Source organism: Nocardia sp. NPDC005978, from assembly GCF_040614455.1.
GTDB lineage: Bacteria > Actinomycetota > Actinomycetes > Mycobacteriales > Mycobacteriaceae > Nocardia.
On record NZ_JBEXUS010000001.1, the window covers coordinates 179,071 to 195,324 of the forward strand.

Sequence of the window (16,254 nt, forward strand, 5' to 3'; positions counted from 1 at the left end):
GGTAATCCTACGCGACCGTTGTATTCCCGCGAACCAATTGCTACGGTGGCGTTGTATTCGCTTCGGATGAGCAGCCCGTCCGGCGAGCAGCCCCACAAGGAGTCAACGATGAGCTTCGACCCGACCACCCTGCGCCGGGACGACTACGGGTTCTTCGGACCCGATTCACCCAGCTGGAAGGTCTGGACCGCACCGACCGCGGTCATCGGCTTCCAGCGCGCGGTCGTCCTCGAGCACTTCGACCCGTTCCTGACCGCGTCGGTCGCCGACTCGCAGGGGATCTACAGCGATCCGCGCGGCCGGCTGGACCGCACCTTCTCCTACTTCCTGCTCGCCGCCATCGCCGACGGGCGCACCGCCATCCAGGCCTCGGAACACCTCATGCAGGTCCACGCGCCCATGACCGGCATCGAGCCGATCAGCGGCAAGCGCTACGCGGCGAACAGCCCGGAGACCCAGCTGTGGATCCACCTCACCGGCTGGCATTCGGTGCTCAAGGCGTACGAGGTGTACGGGCCGGGCAAGCTGAGCCCCGCGGACGAAGCCCGGTTCTGGCAGGAGTGCGCGATCGCCGCCGAACTCCAGACCTGCAAGCCCGAGGACGTGCCGCGCACCCGCGAGGGCATCCGCGAGTACTTCGAACAGGTGAAGCCGCGACTGTGCACCTCGGTGCGCGCCGAGGAGGGCATGCACCATCTGCTGCGCACCTCGCCCCGCAACGGCGCGGGCCTGGGCTACTACCTGGGCAGCCGGCTGCTGTCGCTGCCCACCGCGGCGCTGACCCCGATGTGGATGCGGAAGCTGGGGCGCTACAACGTGCCTCGCATCGCCGATCCGCTGATCAAGCTTCCGGTCAAGCTCATCGTGTGGCTCTTCACGCTGTTCGGTTCGTTCGGCCTGATCAAGGCCGCGCCGTTCGTGGCGCCGATGGCGGGGCAGATCCTGAAGCAGCACCTGTCCAAGGACCTGCCCGCGACGCTCGAGACCATCACTCCCGCCCGGGCGCGAGAGTTGTACAGCCTGCGCGGAACGCGCACCCCGATCGCCGAGGCGAGTTAGCACGACCACAGAAACACAACCGCCACAGCGAGTCTCGGCAACAACGAGGCCCGGCCGGAATCCGGCCGGGCCTCGTCAGTCGTCCACCGACAACTGCCGAATCGAAAACGGCTGTCAGGACAGCATTTTCGCCTTCAGCGCGGCGACGTCGGCATCGGTGAGCCCGAGCCCGTCGCGCACGTAGTTGTCGAAGCTGCCGTAGCTCTGGTTCGCCTGATCGAAGGCGGCGTCCAGTGCGGACTGCACGACGCCGTTCATCGCGTCGTCGGCCTGGGCGTTGCGGAAGTAGTTCGAGAGCAGGTAGTCGTAGTTCACCGTGGCCCGGTCCACGCCCAGAATGCTCAGCAGCACAGCCGAAGTCCAGCCCGTGCGGTCCTTGCCCGCGGTGCAGTGGAACAGCACCGCGCCGTCGTTGTGCGCGATGTCGCGCAGCACGTCCGCGAACGCCTGGTTCGCGCCCGGGGCGGTGATGAAGGCGCGATACAGATCGGTGCCCGCGGTCAGGGTGGAGGCCATGACCTCCGGCGGCGCCTGGCCGATCACGTCGTTGTGGTACGCGGTCGCGCCGGCCGGAATCCGGTCCGCGCCCATGAGCTGCTGTTCGATGCCGGTGCGCAGATCATGCACCGACTTCACCGCGCGACCGGACAGATCGGCCAGATCGATGTCGGTGGCCTTGCTCAGCTCGCCCGTGCGATAGACCAGACCCGTGCGCACGGTGCGGCCGTCGATGGTGCGGTAGCCGCCGGCGTCACGCGCGTTCACCACCCCCTGCAGATGCAGCGAGCGGGCCGCGGGGTCCACCAGGACGGCGTTCGTCGAGGCCGGCGGGTTCACCGTGGCCACGGCGGGCGGTTGAGCCAGGGCCACGGTGGGCAGCGCGCCCAGCGACAGCGCCGAGGCCAGCACCAGGGAGGCGCCGAGCTTGCGGGATCGGATCATTCAACTTCCCTTTCTCGATCTCCCGGCTCGTGGCCGGGCGGGCGTCAGGACGCGGCCGCCTGCACCTCGAACCGGGACAGCGCCAGCAGGCGCGAGATGGCACGCAGGTACTTCTTGCGGTAGCCGCCGTCCAGCATTTCGGCGGAGAAGATCTGGTCCAGCTTGGCGCCGGACACGGTGACGGGGGTGCCCGCGTCGTAGAGGCGGTCGGCCAGCACCACCACGCGCAGCGCCACGGCCTGATCGGTCACCGTGTGCACGCCGTCGATGTACACCGCGGTCACGTCGTGGATGAGCGCGTTGTACCGCGAGGGATGCAGGGTGGCCAGGTGCTTCAGCAGCGCGTCGAAATCGTCGAGCGTGGAACCCGGTGTGGCGGCGGCCTTCTCGGCCAGCACCGCGGACGCGGTCGGCTCCGGGGCGGGCGGCAGATCGCGATGCCGGTAGTCCGGGCCGTCGACGCGGATGGGCTCGAACAGCGAACCCAGCTTCTTGATCTCGCGCATGAAGTCCGAGGCCGCGAACCGGCCCTCGCCCAGCTGACCGGGCAGGGTGTTGGAGGTGGCCACGATCGACACCCCGCGCGCGGTCAGCTCCGAGAGCAGCCGCGAGACCAGCATGGTGTCGCCCGGATCGTCGAGTTCGAACTCGTCGATGCACAGCACGCTGTTGGCGGCCAGCCGATCGACGGTGTTGTTGAAGCCCAGCGCGCCGACCAGATTGGTGACCTCGCCGAAGGTGCCGAAGCTCTTGGGGCCCGGCACGCTGTGGAAGATCGAGGCCAGCAGGTGGGTCTTGCCCACGCCGAAGCCGCCGTCCAGATACAGGCCGATGCCCGAGACCGGCTTCTTCTTGCCGAAGAGCGGCTTCTTGGCCGCGGCCTTGTGCAGCTTGGTGACCGCGTTCGCGAATTGCTCCGCCTTCTGCACGGCCGCGGCCTGCGAGGGCTCCTTCGGATCCGGGATGTAGGAGGCGAAACTGACCTCATCGAACGTGGGCGGGGGAACCATCTGGGCCACCAGCTGGTCAGCCGGAACCTCCGGGTGGCGATCGACGAGGCGTTGTTGCACCCGGACAGCGTACGGACGTGGTGAGATCGGTCCTCATGCAGCGTATGCCCAATGCGATCCAGCTCACAGATCTCACCCACGACGACCTCGTGCGCCTGTACGCGTACCCCGTCGGACCGCAGGCGCCCTACGTGCGCGTCAACTTCGTCACCAGCATCGACGGCGCGGTGTCGCTGGAGGGTCGCTCGGGCGGCCTGGGCACGCCGGCGGACCGGCAGGTGTTCCGCGTCCTGCGCGATCTGGCCGACGTGGTGGTCGTGGGCGCGGGCACCGCGCGCGCGGAGAATTACGGGGCGGCGCATACGGATTCGCACCTGCGCACCCGGCTGTACCACCACGGGATGGGCGGGGACGCCGACGGCGCGGCCCCGCGCATCGCGGTGGTGACCGCGCGCGCCGCGCTGGACCCGCACAGCCGGCTGTTCACCGACACCGGGGCGCGGCCCCTGATCATCACCACCGCCGCCGCGCCCGCCGACCGCACACGCGAACTAGCCGAGGCGGGCGGGGAGATCGTGGTCGCGGGCGAGTCGTCCGTGAGCGCGGCCGGGCTGCTCGCGGCCCTCGAAACCCTGGGCCTGCGCCGGATCCTGTGCGAGGGCGGACCCGCGCTGTTCGGGGATCTGATCACCGCACGGGCCGTCGACGAGCTGTGCCTGACCGTGTCTCCCCTGCTGGTCGCCGGGAACGAGCGGCGAATCGCCGTGTCCCCCAACGCCATGCCCACGCCCATGACCTGCCGCCAGCTGATCTTCGCCGAGGACGGCACGATTCTCACCCAATGGACGCGCGCACACACCCTCTAGCTGAAACCGGGCGCCGGACCTGGCAGGCTGTACCGCATGCGCTGGACTCGGGCCGCTCTGGTGGCGTCCACACTCTCCCTGCTGGTGACCACCGCCTGTGGCGCCGGTCCGTCGAATCGGCCGGATGTCGCCGTGGAACGGCCGCATCAGGCCGGGGTCGCGGAAACCACCGCGCCCGGCGAACCCGCGCCGCCCGCGCCCGAGGTGCCCAAAGCCGAACTGTCCTGGCACGACTGCACGGTGCCGAGCTTCAACCTGCTGTCGCTGGGCACGCCGCCCGCGGGGCTCGTGCTCGAATGCGCCGAGTACACCACCCAGGTCGACGCCGCCGGGTCGGTGTCGGGCAATTTCCGGACCGCGGCCATGCGCGCTCGCTATGACCGCACCCCGGCGGACGCGGCGCCGCTCGTGCTGACCTCGGGGTCGGATCGCGCCTCGACCGCCACCCTGGCCGCGCTCGCCGCCGGGCCCGCCGGCCCGCTGCTGGCCACCCGGCCGATCGTCGCGGTGGATCGGCGCGGCATCGGCAGTTCGCAGCCGGTCAACTGCCTCACCCCCGAGCTGCGCAAACAGATCGCCGAGCAGGCCCAATTCACGCGCGGTGCAACCGATCCGGTGGACGCGGTCGCCGAGGCCAGCCAGGACGCCACCATCGAGTGCCTGGACTTCCTGTCCCCCGCCCAGGGCACCTTCGACGCCGGGCACGCCGCCGACGACATCGATCAGCTGCGCCGGACCTGGCAGGTCGATCAGATCGCGCTGCTGGGCACCGGGCAGGGCGCGGCCGTGGCACTGAGCTACGCGCGCAAATACGGCGAGCATCTGGGCCGGCTGGTGCTGGATTCACCGCAGGCGGTCGGACTGGACGCGGTGGGCCGCACCGAACAGCGGGTCAAGGGGGCCGAGGCCGCGCTGACCGCGTACGCACAACGCTGCGCCGCGCTCAAGTGCGCGCTCGGCGCCGATCCGCGCGCGGCCATCGCCGACCTGGTGAACCGGGCCGGCAACGGCGCGTTCGGCGACCTGGCCGTCTCGAGCCTGGTCACCACGCTCAACGGGTTCCTGGGCGATCCGCGCACCCAGCAGAACGCGCAGATCACCGAGTTCGCCGACGCCCTGGCCGCACTCGGGCGCAACGACCGCGGGCCGATCACCCCCTTCGTGCAGCGCGAGACCGCGGCCATCGCCAACGACGGCGAATACGTGAACCGGTGCAGCGACAACGCGCAGCCCGCCACCCCGGGCCGCGCCAAGGAACTGCTGACCACCTGGGGCTCGAGCTATCCGGTGTTCGGCAAGGTCGCGGCCATCGATCTGATGTCGTGCTCGGCGTGGCCCGCGGCCGCGCCCATGGGCCTGCCGGAGAAGTTCGGGCGGCCGGTGCTCGTGCTCGGCGGCAACGCCGACCCGGTGGCCGGAACCGACGGCCGCCCGTCGGTCACCGGCGTGCTCGGCGCGGCCGGCGCGCGCACGGCGACCGTGGTGTGGCAGGGCTGGGGACATCCGACCTTCGCGCATTCGGGCTGCGCACAGCAGACGGTGGCCGATTATCTGAAGGACGCGACGCTGCCCGCAGACGGGACCGCCTGCCCGGCGTGATGTAGGTCGCAAAGCCGCAACCGGGCTACGACCGGCGGGTCCGGTGTGCGCCACGGCATGGTTTCGGCGGGTCCGCGCACCCGTGACCGTGCCTTTCGGTGTACCGTGCCCGAGTGTTCCTTCGCCAGCTCGAGCCCCGAACCGCGCGTACCACCGCCGAGGTATTGAACTTCGCCCTGTGGCCGTTAGCGGTCCTGACCGTGCTGAACCGCGTGATCATCAAGGCCGTCAACGGGTACATCACCGATGACTACCGGCCGGTCTACCAGGCATCGCTGGCGTTTCTGAACCATCGGCCCATCTACGGCGCCAATTTCGACTCCGTCGATCCGCACTATCTCTATCCACCCAGTGGGACGCTGATCATCGCGCCGCTGGCCCTGATCGATCCGGAGAAGTCGCGCTGGGCCTTCATCGGGCTCAACGCCGCGGCGATCATATTGGCCGGCTATCTGCTGCTGCGCATGTTCGACTTCACGCTGAACTCGGTGGCCGCGCCCGCGCTGCTGCTGGCCATGTTCTCCTCCGAAACCGTCACCAACACACTGATCTTCACCAATATCAACGGCTGCCTGCTGCTGGCGATGATGGTGTTCCTGCGGTTCATGCTGGCGCGCCGGGATCTATGGGCCGGTGTGGCAATGGGTTTGGCGATCTCGGTGAAGGGCCCGCTGCTCGCGCCGCTGCTGTTGATAGCGCTGGCCCGCGGGCAGTGGAAGATCTTCATCACGGCCCTGGGCGTTCCGGTCGTGCTGAACCTGGCGGCCTGGCCGCTCATCGTGGACTACACCCAGTTCTGGAAGCACACGCTGCCGTACCTGAGCGAATCGCGGGACTACTTCAACAGCGCGATCGTCGGCAACGCCGGATACTACGGCGTCGCGGACTGGCTGACCTGGGTCATCCGGATCACCATGGGTGTGCTGGTGCTGATTTCGCTGTGGCTGCTGTACCGGTACTACCGCGACGACGAGGTCTTCTTCGTCTGCACCGCCTCGGGTCTGCTGATCGCGGGCACGCTGCTGCTGGGCTCGCTCGGGCAGATGTACTACTCGATGTTCCTGTTCCCCATGATCATGACCGTGGTGCTGAAGAACTCGACGCTGCGCAACTGGCCGGCGTGGGTGGCGATCTTCGGATTCCTGTCCTACGACAAGTGGCTCTCGGACCGCTGGCAGAGCGCCGGGCGCACCATGGAGTACCTGCGCACCACCTTCGGCTGGGGACTGCTGCTCATCGTGGTGTTCTGCGTGCTGGGCGAGCGGTACCTGTCGGCGCGCCGCGAAGGCCGCCTGCGCGACGGGCAGACCCTGGATCCGGCGTGGATGCATCCCGAACCGGAACCCGAGCCGCGGCCCGAGCCGGTGCGCGCCGACCAGCCCCGCCCGGCCGTTCCCGAACCCGTCACCACCTGATTCGGGCACGCGCCCGCGCGAAGTATTAGCGTGTAACCATGAGTTCCGACGCTGATACTTCGCTACCGGCACCGCGCATCCAGCTGACCCCGCAGGAATGGCGAGCCAAGCTGAGCCCGGACGAGTACCGCGTACTGCGGGAAGCGGGCACCGAGCGCGCGTTCACCGGGGAATACACCGACACCGAGACCGAGGGCGTCTACGCCTGCCGCGCGTGCGGAGCCGAATTGTTCCGCAGCAGCGAGAAGTTCCATTCGCACTGCGGCTGGCCCTCGTTCTTCGATCCCGCCAAGTCCGAGGCGGTCATCCTCAAGGCCGACGACACCCTCGGCATGCGCCGGGTCGAGGTGCTGTGCGCCAATTGCCACAGCCACCTCGGCCACGTCTTCGAGGGCGAAGGCTACGACACGCCCACGGACAAGCGGTACTGCATCAACTCGATCTCGCTGCGCCTGGAGCCGGGGGCCGGTTCCGCCGGCTGACACGCACTCAGCGGCTCAGGGACTGGAACCTGCGGACCGCGAGCGGCAGGAAGATCGCGGTCAGGACCGCGGGCCACACGACCGCCATCAGCAGGGCGTGCTGTTCGACCCACGTGTCACCGCTGCCGACCGGGGAGCCGAACAGCTCCCGGGTGGCGGCGGAGGTCGAGGAGATCGGGTTCCAGGCCGCGATGGCGCCGAGCCAGCTCGGCATCAGTTGCGGGGCAACGAAAATGCTCGAGATCATCGTGAGCGGGAAGGCGACGGCGAACAGCCCGCCCGCCGCCTCCGGGTTCGGCACCATGAGCCCGAGCCAGACCCCGAGCCAGATCAGCGCGAACCGCAACCAGAGCAGCAGCGCGAAAGCGACCAGGCCGCCCAGGATTCCGCCCTCGGGCCGCCAGCCGATGACCATCGCGGTGAGCATCAGGATGACCAGTTCCGCGCAGGCCAGGATCAGGTCCGTGATCCCGCGCCCGGCCACCACGGCCGAGGACGCCATGGGCATGGACCGGAAGCGGTCGATCACACCGTTCGTGGCGTCGTGGACCACGACCGTCGCGGTGTTGATGAAGCCGAAGGCCATGGTCATCACGAACATGCCGGGCATGAGGAAGCTGCGGTAGTCGCCGCCGCCCGGCACGCTCATGGCGCTGCCGAACACGTAGCCGTACAGCAGCACCGACAGGATCGGGAAGCCGAGCTGCCAGGCGATGTTGATCGGCTGGCGCTGATAGTGGGTCAGCCCGCGCCGCACCACGTTCCAGCTGTCGGCCACCGCCCAGTAGGCCCGGGAGCGGGCGGGGATCGAATCGAGTGTGCTCATCGTGCGGCCTCCGTCTCGACGCCGGTGCGATGCCCGGTCAGGTGCAGGAACACGTCGTCCAGGCTGGGACGGCGCACGCCGATGTCATCGACGGGTACGGCCTCGTCCTCGAGTGTCCGGGCGGCCGCGGTGAGGGCGGCGACACGATCGGTGACGCGCGCCCGCACCACGTGAGCGGCCTCGTCGATCTCGGGCTCGCCCGCGCTCACCCGGTCCAGCACCTTGGCGATCAGGCGCAGATCGGCGGTGTGCGAGACCACCTCGAGCAGATCGCTGCCGACGCTGCTCTTGAGCCGGTCCGCGGTGTCGTCGGCGATGGCGCGGCCCCGATCGATGACGGTGATGTGCGAGGCCAGGCGGTCGGCCTCCTCCAGGTACTGCGTGGTCAGCAGCACGGTGGTGCCGTCGGCGACCAAGGCGCGCACCGATTCCCACACCTCGCCGCGGCTGCGTGGATCGAGGCCGGTGGTGGGCTCGTCGAGGAAGAGCACCTGCGGCGCGAGGATCATGGAGGCGGCCAGGTCGAGCCGGCGGCGCATGCCGCCGCTGTACTCGCCCACGCCCTTGTCCGCGGCGTCGGTCAGGTCGAAGCGCTCGAGTAGTTCACCCGCCCTGGTCTTGGCGAGCCGGCCGCCCAAATGGAAGAGCCTGCCGAACATTTCGAGGTTCTGCCGGCCGGTCAGCACCTCGTCCACGGCCGCGTACTGGCCGGTGAGGCCGATGCGCGCCCGCAGTTCTCGTGGCTCGGTCGCCACGTCCAGTCCCGCCACGGTGGCGCGGCCGCCGTCGAGCCGCACCAGGGTGGACAGGATCCGCACGGCGGTGGTCTTGCCCGCGCCGTTCGGCCCGAGCAACCCGTGCACCGTGCCGCGGCGCACGGTCAGATCGAATCCGTCCAGGGCTCGCTTGTCCCCGTATCGCTTCTCGAGCCCTTCGGCTCGAATGGCGTGGTCGTTCACTTCTTCTCCCCTTGGACCTGTGCGTCCTGAAACTGAGTACGTTGTACCCGAATTAGAGTACAACGTACCCAGTTCGGTGCCAAGCGGCTAAGCTGAGCTCCATGACGACCGAGGCCAGCGGTAGCGGCGACCTGAGCCGCACCCTCGACCTGCTCTGGAATTCCGCGCCCAGGCCCAGCCGCGGGCCCAAACCCGGTCTGACGCTGGACCAGATCGTCGAGGCCGCGATAGCCGTCGCCGATGCCGAAGGGCTGGAAGCGGTCACGATGCGGCGGGTGGCGACCGAACTCGGCAGGGGCGCGATGTCGCTGTACCGCTATGTGCCCGGCAAGGCCGAGCTGCTGGATCTCATGCTCGACCGGGTCCAGCGCCCCTACGATCCCGAGTTCCTCGGCGAGGGGTGGCGGGCGGCGCTCGAGGCGCTGGCGCACGGCACCCTCGCGCTGTACCGCGATCACCCGTGGCTCATCCAGGTCAATCAGACGCGACCGGTGCTGGGCCCCAGCGCAATCGAGAGCCTCGAACGCGTGGTCACCCGGCTGACGCCGATGGGTTTGCCCGACCCGGAACTGATCTCGGCGATCATCATGATCGACAACTATGTGATCGGCGCGGCCCGCGGCCAGATGTATCAGCGGGACGCCGAACGCAAGACCGGCATGACCGACGACGAGTTCTGGACCGCGCAGGTCCCCTACATCGAACGAGCCATGGCGACCGGGAACTATCCCACGATGGCGGGACTGTCCGAGGACGCCTTCGGCGCCTTCGATCATTTCACCTTCGGCCTGCGCCGCATCCTGGACGGATTGCAGGCGTACGTGGACGAGCGCGCCCGGTAGCCGGCGGGGCGGCGCACCCCGGGCAACGGCCGCGAGCGCACCCATTACCCTGGGGCCGTGCGCAGCGGCGGAGATCGCGGGGTGAGCGCGCGAGCCGGGCTCGTGCGCGTGCTCGCCGTGCTCGCGGCACTCATCGGGCTCGCGCTGCTGCAGAGTTCCCCGTGCCTGGATGAGGCGGGGACCGCGAACGCGGCGCTGCACTCGGGCATGCACGGCGCCTCTGGGGCGGATGCCGATGCGGGGTTGCCGCCGAGCGGAGCCGACCTCCTCGCCGTCGGCGGCGGTGCGCTCGATGTTGATTGGCCCGCAGCGGATTTCGACGTGCCGGTCGATGTCGCCGCCCTCTGTGTAGCGGTGCTGATCGCCGCGTTGCTGCTGATCGCCGGGGCGTACGGGCCGGTCGTGTTCCGGCCCGCCCGCTCACGTGCCGCACCGGACATCCCGGCCGGGCGGCGACCGCGCCGGGCGTACAGCCTGGCCATGCTCTGCGTGCTGCGGACGTAGAGACCACGGGGCCTTTCGCACGACCCCGAGGGTGAGCCGACGCCGGGGCGCGCGAATTCGGTGTGCCCCCACACGAATCCGGTGAACTGCGGTGTGCCGCGCGCCCGCGACGGCCATCGGTCGCCGCGCCGTATCCGCGCATGCCCGGAACCGTTCGGTCACCGGCGCTCCCCGCGCCCTCCCCCACACTCTCCGCAACGCGGAGCTCCGCAGTAGGGAACACCCATGTCACGCATCTTCCGCGCCGCCGGGCACGAAAACACCGCTCCCCGAACCGAGACGGGCGCTCGGCGCACCAGGAATCCGATGATCGCGGCGGCGATCGTCGCCCTGCTCTGCGCGGCGACCGTGGTCGTCATCTCGATCAACTATGAGCGCAAGGCGGCCGTCCCCGCCGCCGCACCCGTGCCCGCGGCCGACGTGCCGGGACTGCTGGTGCGCGAGAACAGTCATCGGCTCGGCACCGCCGCGCCCGACGCGGTGACGCTGGTCGAATTCCTCGACTTCGAATGCGAGGCGTGCGCGGCCGCCTTCCCGCTCGTGGAGGATCTGCGCACCAAGTACGCGGGGCGGGTGAACTTCGTCGTGCGCTACTTCCCGATTCCCTCGCACTTCAACGCCGAACGGGCCGCCCGGGCGGTGGAGGCCGCGGCCGCGCAGGGCGCGTTCGAGGGCATGTACAAGGCCATGTACCGCAATCAGGCGCGCTGGGGTGAGCAGCGGGTCGCCAAGGACGCCGAATTCCGTGTGTTCGCACAGGAACTCGGTTTGGACATCGCACGCTGGGAGGCCGACTACAACGATCCCGCGACGCTGGAACGCGTGCGGCAGGACTTCGAGGACGGCCGCGCCCTCGGTGTGCGCGGTACGCCGACCTTCTTCCTGGACGGGGTCCAGCTGCGCCCGAGTTCCGCCGACGAATTCATCGGGGCCATCGATGCCGCACTCGCCGAGTAGCGCGGAGACCTCGGTCGTGAGCGGCCTGCGCCATCTCGGCGGCCTCATCGAATTGCCCACCGCTCCCCCGTCATTCGGGGCGATGCTGGCGTGGGACCCGCAACCGCTGCCGGTGCTCCCGGTGCTCGCCGGAGTCACGGCGGTGATGTACGTGGCCGGGGTGATCCGGCTACGACGAACGACCGGGCGAGGGTGGCCGTGGTGGCGGACCGCGTGTTTCCTCGGCGGCTGCCTGGTGCTGGCGATGGTCACCGGCCTGGGGATCGAGGGCTACGGGTACAAGGTGTTCAGCGCCTTCATGTTCGCGCACCTGACGCTGTCCATGGTGGTGCCGCCGCTGCTGGTCTGGGGGTCGCCCGGGGTGCTGCTGCTGCGGGCCGCCCCGCGGCGGGGCGCGGGCCGGATCGCGGTCGCGCTGGCGCTCAACGGATTACGCAGCCGGGCCGCACGGGTGCTGCTGCATCCGGGGGTCACCATCACGGTGTTCCTGATCAGCTACTACGGCGTCTATCTGACCGATGTGCTCGACGTGCTCGGGACATCGTTCGGCGGGCATCTGCTGCTCCAGGTGTTCTTCCTGGCGAGCGGCATCCTGTTCGTCGTGCCGGTGCTGTCGACCGGGCCGCTGCCGGTGCGGCAGACGAACCTCGGCCGGTTCTTCGATCTGTTCGTGGAGATGCCGCTGCACGTGTTCATCGGCGTCATCCTCATGATGGCCCCGGCGCCGATGATCGGGTTGTTCACCGACCCGCCCGCGGCCTGGAACCTGGACGTGCTCGCCGATCAGAAGTTCGCGGGCGGGCTCGCCTGGTCGTACGGCGAACCCGTCGCGCTGATCGTGGTGATCGTGTTCGCCATCCGCTGGCGGCGCGACGAAACGCGCGAGAACGCGATCGCCGAGAAGTACGCCGACCGGCACGGTGACGACGAACTGCGCGCGTACAACGCCTATCTCGATCAGCTGCGCCGCGGTGTGCGGCCCCCGGCCCGGCCGGGCGGCCGCTAGCCGACGCCGGCGAACGCCGCGGCCGCCACCGCGGCGTCCCCGCGCGGGGACGGGTGGAACGGCAGGCCGACCAGGTTCACCTTCGGGTCCAGCACGCCCAGCAGCCACGGGTCGGCCGAGCACAGCCCGTGGCCGGCGGTGGCCGCGCGGGCGTCGACGAAATCGATCGAGAGCAGCCGCGCCGCTTCGCGTTCGGCGGCGTCGAGGCGGTTCCAGAACTCGTCGATCGCCCCGGCGCGCGGCTGCACGTAGCGGGCGACGCCGGCCACGTCCAGGCACCAGGTGGTCGAATCGGCCGGGGCCAGTTCGGGATAGCCGACGAGCTGGATCCGGGCGTTGGGCGCGAAGTACTTCACGTAGTCCACGACCTTGCGCACGCGCTCGGCGTACGCCTGGCCGGTGATGGCGTCGAGGCGGGGCCAGCGGTCCTGTGCCGCCGCGGTGTCGACGTCGCAGCCCTGCTCCATGTTGAAGGCGCACATCAGCTGGGTCGGGGCGTCGGCGGCGGTCGCCGAATCGCGCGGCCACGCGTCGTTGGCGCCGAGTTGCAGGGCGACCACCTTGGTGCGCGGGCCGAACGCGCCGTTGGCCGCGGCCTTGATGGCCAGCTGCGACAGGGTGTAGCCGTCGCGGCCCGGTAGCTCCTCGCCGGTGGAGGTGACCGGTCCGGTATCGATGGACGCGTTGGTGCAGGTGGCGTTTTCGAAGTCCGGGGTTCCGGCGACGCCCATGAGCACGCTCAACTGCACGGGCCAGGAGGTGTCGCGCTGCGAGCAGCCGTAGGCCGAGGCGTTCTTGTCGCCTTCACATTTGACCAGCACCCCGTCGCAGGCGGGGTTGGCGGCGAACGAATCGCCCAGCACGACCAGCGTGCGCCCCTCCTCGGCGGCCGGGTCGGCCTGGGCCGAGCCGGGAGCGCCCACCGCGCCCATCGAGACCGTCGCGGCGAGCAGGGCGACGGCGACGGCCGGTCCGAGCCGGCGCGGGCGAACGCCCCGGGTCCTGAGACTGATCAATGCAATTCCCTCGATTACCAGGCCCGCCCGCGTACACCCCCCGGGGCGTGGCGAAGAGGCGACAGCGATGAATGTCGCACCGGCACCGGTGTTTACGGTGTCGGTGGAGCAACCATATAGGTCAGCGTGGGCCAGGCCTCGGACATGGGTACCCGTGGGCCGCGGCAGATCCAGATGGCCATGCCGAAATTCTGCCCGCCGATGCCGAGCGGATCGTGCACCCGGCGCGCCAGTGTCGTGTCGGTGAAGGCGGCCAGGAATTCGCGTTGCTCGCGCCCGGTCTCGTGGCCGACGTACACGAACGTGCCGGTCGTGTCCGGTGGCGGGCCGAATCCGGCGAACCCGCGGTGCGGGCTGTACACCGGTGGGAGCCAACCGGATTGCCCGTAGTGGTCCAGGGCCCCGGCCTGACCGTAGGACGAGGCGACGATCGCGGCATTCGCGCGGTCGGCGGCGGGCAGGTTCGCGGTCACCTCGTGCACCGCGTCGGCCAGGTCGGACCAGTAATCGTTGCCGTAGTGCTGCAGCGCGCCCAGCGGCGGCCGCGGCGGTTGGACGATCCAGCTGCGCGGGAAGGGCAGCAGCGCCACGAACGCGGTCAGCGCCGCGGCCAGGGCGGTGAGGGTCACGAACGTACGACGCCACGCCACGCGCGTGGCCGGGACGCCGAGCAGTCCGGACAGGGTGGCCGCGCCGGCGCCGAACAGCGCGGGCAGCAGTCCGGCGACGTAGTAGGACCGGCCGTGAGCCGCGACCACCAGGACGAGCATGAGCGCGATGGCGATGAGCAGGAACCGGTACGGGCGCAGCCTCGGCTCCCGGGCCAGGCCGTACAGGCCGAGCAGGCCCAGCCCGCCGCCGAGGAATCCCGTGGTCACCATGATGGCGACCACCGTCGCCACGGCCGCGCTGTTCTCCTGCGCGATGGCCTCGTTGGTGGCCAGCTGCGGCCAGTCGTGGGTGGCCTGCCAGAGCAGGGCGGGCGTCATGGACGCGGCGCCGATGATCAGGCCCAGCCACAGGGCCGGCCTGCCCAGGATCTCGCGCGGTCCCGCGACCAGGACGCCCGCGCCGACGCAGGCGGCCAGCAGCAGCACGAGCCATTTGTCCTGGACGTCGATCGCCGCGGCCACCCCGGCGGCGACGAGCAGCCGGTCGCGGCGCACCCGCACCCAGCGGATCAGCAGCCACAGGATCAGCGCTTGCAATGCGATGTCGAACGAGACGCTGGTCAGCACCGTGAAGGCGAAGACCAGCGGGGACGCGGCGAATCCGGCGGCGGCGAGCATCTGCAGCCGGGCCCGAGCGCCGAGTTCACAGGCCACCGCGCCCGCGAGCGCCGAGGCGACCACGAGCATCAACAGGCCCGGGACCCGCAGCGCGAATTCCGAACCGGGCGCGATCAGATCGCACAGCCTCGCGATCAGCGGGACCAGTGGGCCGTTGTCGGCGTAGCTGACCGCGAGCCGCCGCCCGCACGCGAGGTAGTACAGCTCGTCGCCCGCGTACTGGAAGCGAGCCGCGGAGACCGACCAGATCAGCGTGAGCACGCCGGACACCAGCAGCACCCCGCGCCAGGCGAAGCGTGGCGGCGCGACGGCGGGCGCCGGGGCGGCGGTCTGGGTCAGGGTCATCGAATCTCCGAAAGAGCTCCCGGCGGCACACGACCGCCGGGCGAGTGCGAACCGTCAGCGGGTCCGCGTGATCTGGCTGTGGACCGTGGCGGCCACGGCGGCGTCCCCGGGCGGGGTGGGATGGAAGGGCAACCCGGACAGGGTGTTCCGCGGATCGAGGTAGTCGGTGTACCAGGGATCGGCCGAGCACAGGCCGTGGCCCGCGGTCGCCTCGAGCACGTCCACGAAACCGATCTGGAGCAGGGCGGCCGCGTCGCGCTGGGCGCTCTGCAGCCGGTTCCAGAACTCGACCATCGCGCGCGCCTGCGGCTGGACCCAGCGCACGATGCCGAGGGCGTCGAAGCACCAGGCCGTGTCGTTCGGCGCGAGCACCTCGGGGTAGCCGACCAGCATGACCTGGGCGTTGGGGGCGTAGTACTTGACGAAGTCGACGACCTTGCGCACGCGATCGGCGTACGCGGCGCCGTTGACCGAGTCCGGGTCCGGCCAGCGGCCCTCGGCGACGGCGTTCTCGTCGCAGCCCTGCACGACGTTGAAGACGCAGGTGAACACCAGGTTCGCGGCGGGCGCGAGGGTGGCGTCGCGGGGCCAGGAGTCGTTGAAGCCCATCTGGATGGCGACCACCGCCGTGTTCGACCCGAACGCGCCGTTCTGCGCGGCGTTCAGGGTCTGCTGGGCCAGGGTGTAACCGTCCCGACCGCGGACCTCTTCGCCGTTCGCGGTGGTCGGGCCGGTGTCGATGGTCGAGCCCGAGCACGAATTGTTCGTGACGTCGCCCGGTTCGAGCCGCATGCGGGCGGCCAGTTCGAGCGGCCAGGAGGTCGGGCCGCGCAGGCAGGAGGCCAGCCCGGTCTTCGCCGGATCGACGCACTTCACGATCACCGCGTCGCACGCCGGGTTGGCGGCGTACGAGTCGCCGAGTACCACCAGCGTGTGTCCCGCGGGAGCGGGATCCGCCCGCACGACTCCCGCATTCGGCACCGTGGCCGCGAGCAGGGCCACCGTGGCACACAACAGCCACCGTCCACCGACGCCGAACATCCGATTTACCTCTCACCAACGCAACTTGCCGCACGCACACTAGCGCGTCCGGGAACACCACTTCGAACTTTGAAATTAATTCACTTCACCCAAGAA

16 protein-coding genes are annotated in these 16,254 nt (G+C 69.9%); 9 read left to right on the plus strand and 7 right to left on the minus strand.

The annotated features are described in order from the left end of the window. The first annotated feature begins 108 nt into the window (after positions 1-108). A complete protein-coding gene (locus tag ABZ319_RS00870) occupies positions 109-1,059 on the plus strand; it encodes an oxygenase MpaB family protein (protein WP_354984188.1) in 951 nt (316 codons plus the stop codon). A gap of 114 nt (positions 1,060-1,173) precedes the next feature. On the opposite strand, the gene ABZ319_RS00875 is transcribed toward ABZ319_RS00870, so the two are convergent. Together ABZ319_RS00875 and zapE are read right to left on the minus strand one after the other, a co-directional pair. After that, positions 1,174-2,001: a tyrosine-protein phosphatase gene (locus ABZ319_RS00875; RefSeq protein ID WP_354984189.1), complete on the minus strand. Its 828-nt coding sequence runs from the start codon at positions 1,999-2,001 to the stop codon at positions 1,174-1,176. Between the two features lie 44 nt (positions 2,002-2,045). Then, entirely contained in the window at positions 2,046-3,071 is a 1,026-nt protein-coding gene (gene zapE, locus ABZ319_RS00880) for a cell division protein ZapE (protein ID WP_354984190.1), read from the minus strand. Between the two features lie 17 nt (positions 3,072-3,088). Here zapE and ABZ319_RS00885 point away from each other — a divergent pair, with 17 nt between their 5' ends. The 4 genes from ABZ319_RS00885 to msrB all read left to right on the plus strand — a co-directional run bounded on the left by ABZ319_RS00885 (position 3,089) and on the right by msrB (position 7,373). Beyond that, a complete protein-coding gene (locus ABZ319_RS00885) occupies positions 3,089-3,877 on the plus strand; it encodes a pyrimidine reductase family protein (RefSeq protein WP_354984191.1) in 789 nt (262 codons plus the stop codon). 36 nt (positions 3,878-3,913) lie between these two features. Continuing rightward, positions 3,914-5,476 (plus strand): alpha/beta fold hydrolase, encoded by a 1,563-nt coding sequence (locus ABZ319_RS00890; protein ID WP_354984192.1) that lies wholly within the window; start codon positions 3,914-3,916, stop codon positions 5,474-5,476. A gap of 113 nt (positions 5,477-5,589) precedes the next feature. Then, positions 5,590-6,891, plus strand: coding sequence for a glycosyltransferase family 87 protein (locus ABZ319_RS00895; RefSeq protein WP_354984193.1), 1,302 nt, complete (start codon positions 5,590-5,592; stop codon positions 6,889-6,891). Between the two features lie 38 nt (positions 6,892-6,929). Beyond that, entirely contained in the window at positions 6,930-7,373 is a 444-nt protein-coding gene (msrB, locus tag ABZ319_RS00900) for a peptide-methionine (R)-S-oxide reductase MsrB (RefSeq protein ID WP_354984194.1), read from the plus strand. Positions 7,374-7,380: 7 nt separating this feature from the next. Here msrB and ABZ319_RS00905 read toward each other — a convergent pair whose 3' ends face one another. Then, positions 7,381-8,199 carry an ABC transporter permease gene (locus ABZ319_RS00905; RefSeq protein ID WP_354984195.1) on the minus strand — a complete coding sequence of 273 codons (819 nt, stop codon included), beginning with the start codon at positions 8,197-8,199 and terminating at the stop codon, positions 7,381-7,383. After that, complete coding sequence (locus tag ABZ319_RS00910) at positions 8,196-9,158, minus strand: ATP-binding cassette domain-containing protein (protein ID WP_354984196.1); 963 nt, start codon at positions 9,156-9,158, stop codon at positions 8,196-8,198. The genes ABZ319_RS00905 and ABZ319_RS00910 overlap by 4 nt, the downstream gene beginning before the upstream one ends. A gap of 101 nt (positions 9,159-9,259) precedes the next feature. Between ABZ319_RS00910 and ABZ319_RS00915 the strand changes: the two genes are divergently transcribed. The 4 genes from ABZ319_RS00915 (at position 9,260) to ABZ319_RS00930 (ending at position 12,467) form a co-directional block, all read left to right on the plus strand. Then, positions 9,260-10,000: a TetR/AcrR family transcriptional regulator gene (locus tag ABZ319_RS00915; RefSeq protein ID WP_354984197.1), complete on the plus strand. Its 741-nt coding sequence runs from the start codon at positions 9,260-9,262 to the stop codon at positions 9,998-10,000. Between the two features lie 57 nt (positions 10,001-10,057). Beyond that, on the plus strand, positions 10,058-10,504 hold the full coding sequence (locus ABZ319_RS00920) for a hypothetical protein (RefSeq protein WP_354984198.1): 447 nt from the start codon (positions 10,058-10,060) through the stop codon (positions 10,502-10,504). A 225-nt stretch (positions 10,505-10,729) separates the two neighbouring features. Further along, the gene (locus ABZ319_RS00925; RefSeq protein WP_354984199.1) at positions 10,730-11,461 is read left to right on the plus strand and encodes a thioredoxin domain-containing protein; all 732 of its coding nucleotides are present in this window, start codon (positions 10,730-10,732) and stop codon (positions 11,459-11,461) included. Between the two features lie 82 nt (positions 11,462-11,543). Continuing rightward, a complete protein-coding gene (locus ABZ319_RS00930; protein ID WP_354984237.1) occupies positions 11,544-12,467 on the plus strand; it encodes a cytochrome c oxidase assembly protein in 924 nt (307 codons plus the stop codon). Here the strand turns inward: ABZ319_RS00930 and ABZ319_RS00935 are convergent. From ABZ319_RS00935 to ABZ319_RS00945, 3 genes are all read right to left on the minus strand, one after another. Then, on the minus strand, positions 12,464-13,483 hold the full coding sequence (locus tag ABZ319_RS00935) for an SGNH/GDSL hydrolase family protein (RefSeq protein ID WP_354984200.1): 1,020 nt from the start codon (positions 13,481-13,483) through the stop codon (positions 12,464-12,466). The two genes, ABZ319_RS00930 and ABZ319_RS00935, sit on opposite strands and share 4 nt — an antisense overlap. Positions 13,484-13,575: 92 nt before the next feature. Beyond that, positions 13,576-15,117 (minus strand): glycosyltransferase family 39 protein, encoded by a 1,542-nt coding sequence (locus ABZ319_RS00940; protein WP_354984201.1) that lies wholly within the window; start codon positions 15,115-15,117, stop codon positions 13,576-13,578. A gap of 54 nt (positions 15,118-15,171) precedes the next feature. Then, complete coding sequence (locus ABZ319_RS00945; RefSeq protein WP_354984202.1) at positions 15,172-16,158, minus strand: SGNH/GDSL hydrolase family protein; 987 nt, start codon at positions 16,156-16,158, stop codon at positions 15,172-15,174. Between the last annotated feature and the right edge of the window lie 96 nt (positions 16,159-16,254).

Excerpts from the sequence above, each read along its gene's own strand:
- ABZ319_RS00945 (WP_354984202.1), bottom strand. The coding sequence starts at position 16,158 with ATGTTCGGCGTCGGTGGACGGTGGCTGTTGTGTGCCACGGTGGCCCTG.
- ABZ319_RS00905 (WP_354984195.1), bottom strand. The coding sequence starts at position 8,199 with ATGAGCACACTCGATTCGATCCCCGCCCGCTCCCGGGCCTACTGGGCG.
- ABZ319_RS00870 (WP_354984188.1), top strand. The coding sequence starts at position 109 with ATGAGCTTCGACCCGACCACCCTGCGCCGGGACGACTACGGGTTCTTC.
- ABZ319_RS00890 (WP_354984192.1), top strand. The coding sequence starts at position 3,914 with ATGCGCTGGACTCGGGCCGCTCTGGTGGCGTCCACACTCTCCCTGCTG.
- ABZ319_RS00940 (WP_354984201.1), bottom strand. The coding sequence starts at position 15,117 with ATGACCCTGACCCAGACCGCCGCCCCGGCGCCCGCCGTCGCGCCGCCA.
- ABZ319_RS00875 (WP_354984189.1), bottom strand. The coding sequence starts at position 2,001 with ATGATCCGATCCCGCAAGCTCGGCGCCTCCCTGGTGCTGGCCTCGGCG.
- ABZ319_RS00915 (WP_354984197.1), top strand. The coding sequence starts at position 9,260 with ATGACGACCGAGGCCAGCGGTAGCGGCGACCTGAGCCGCACCCTCGAC.
- msrB (WP_354984194.1), top strand. The coding sequence starts at position 6,930 with ATGAGTTCCGACGCTGATACTTCGCTACCGGCACCGCGCATCCAGCTG.
- ABZ319_RS00930 (WP_354984237.1), top strand. The coding sequence starts at position 11,544 with ATGCTGGCGTGGGACCCGCAACCGCTGCCGGTGCTCCCGGTGCTCGCC.
- ABZ319_RS00925 (WP_354984199.1), top strand. The coding sequence starts at position 10,730 with ATGTCACGCATCTTCCGCGCCGCCGGGCACGAAAACACCGCTCCCCGA.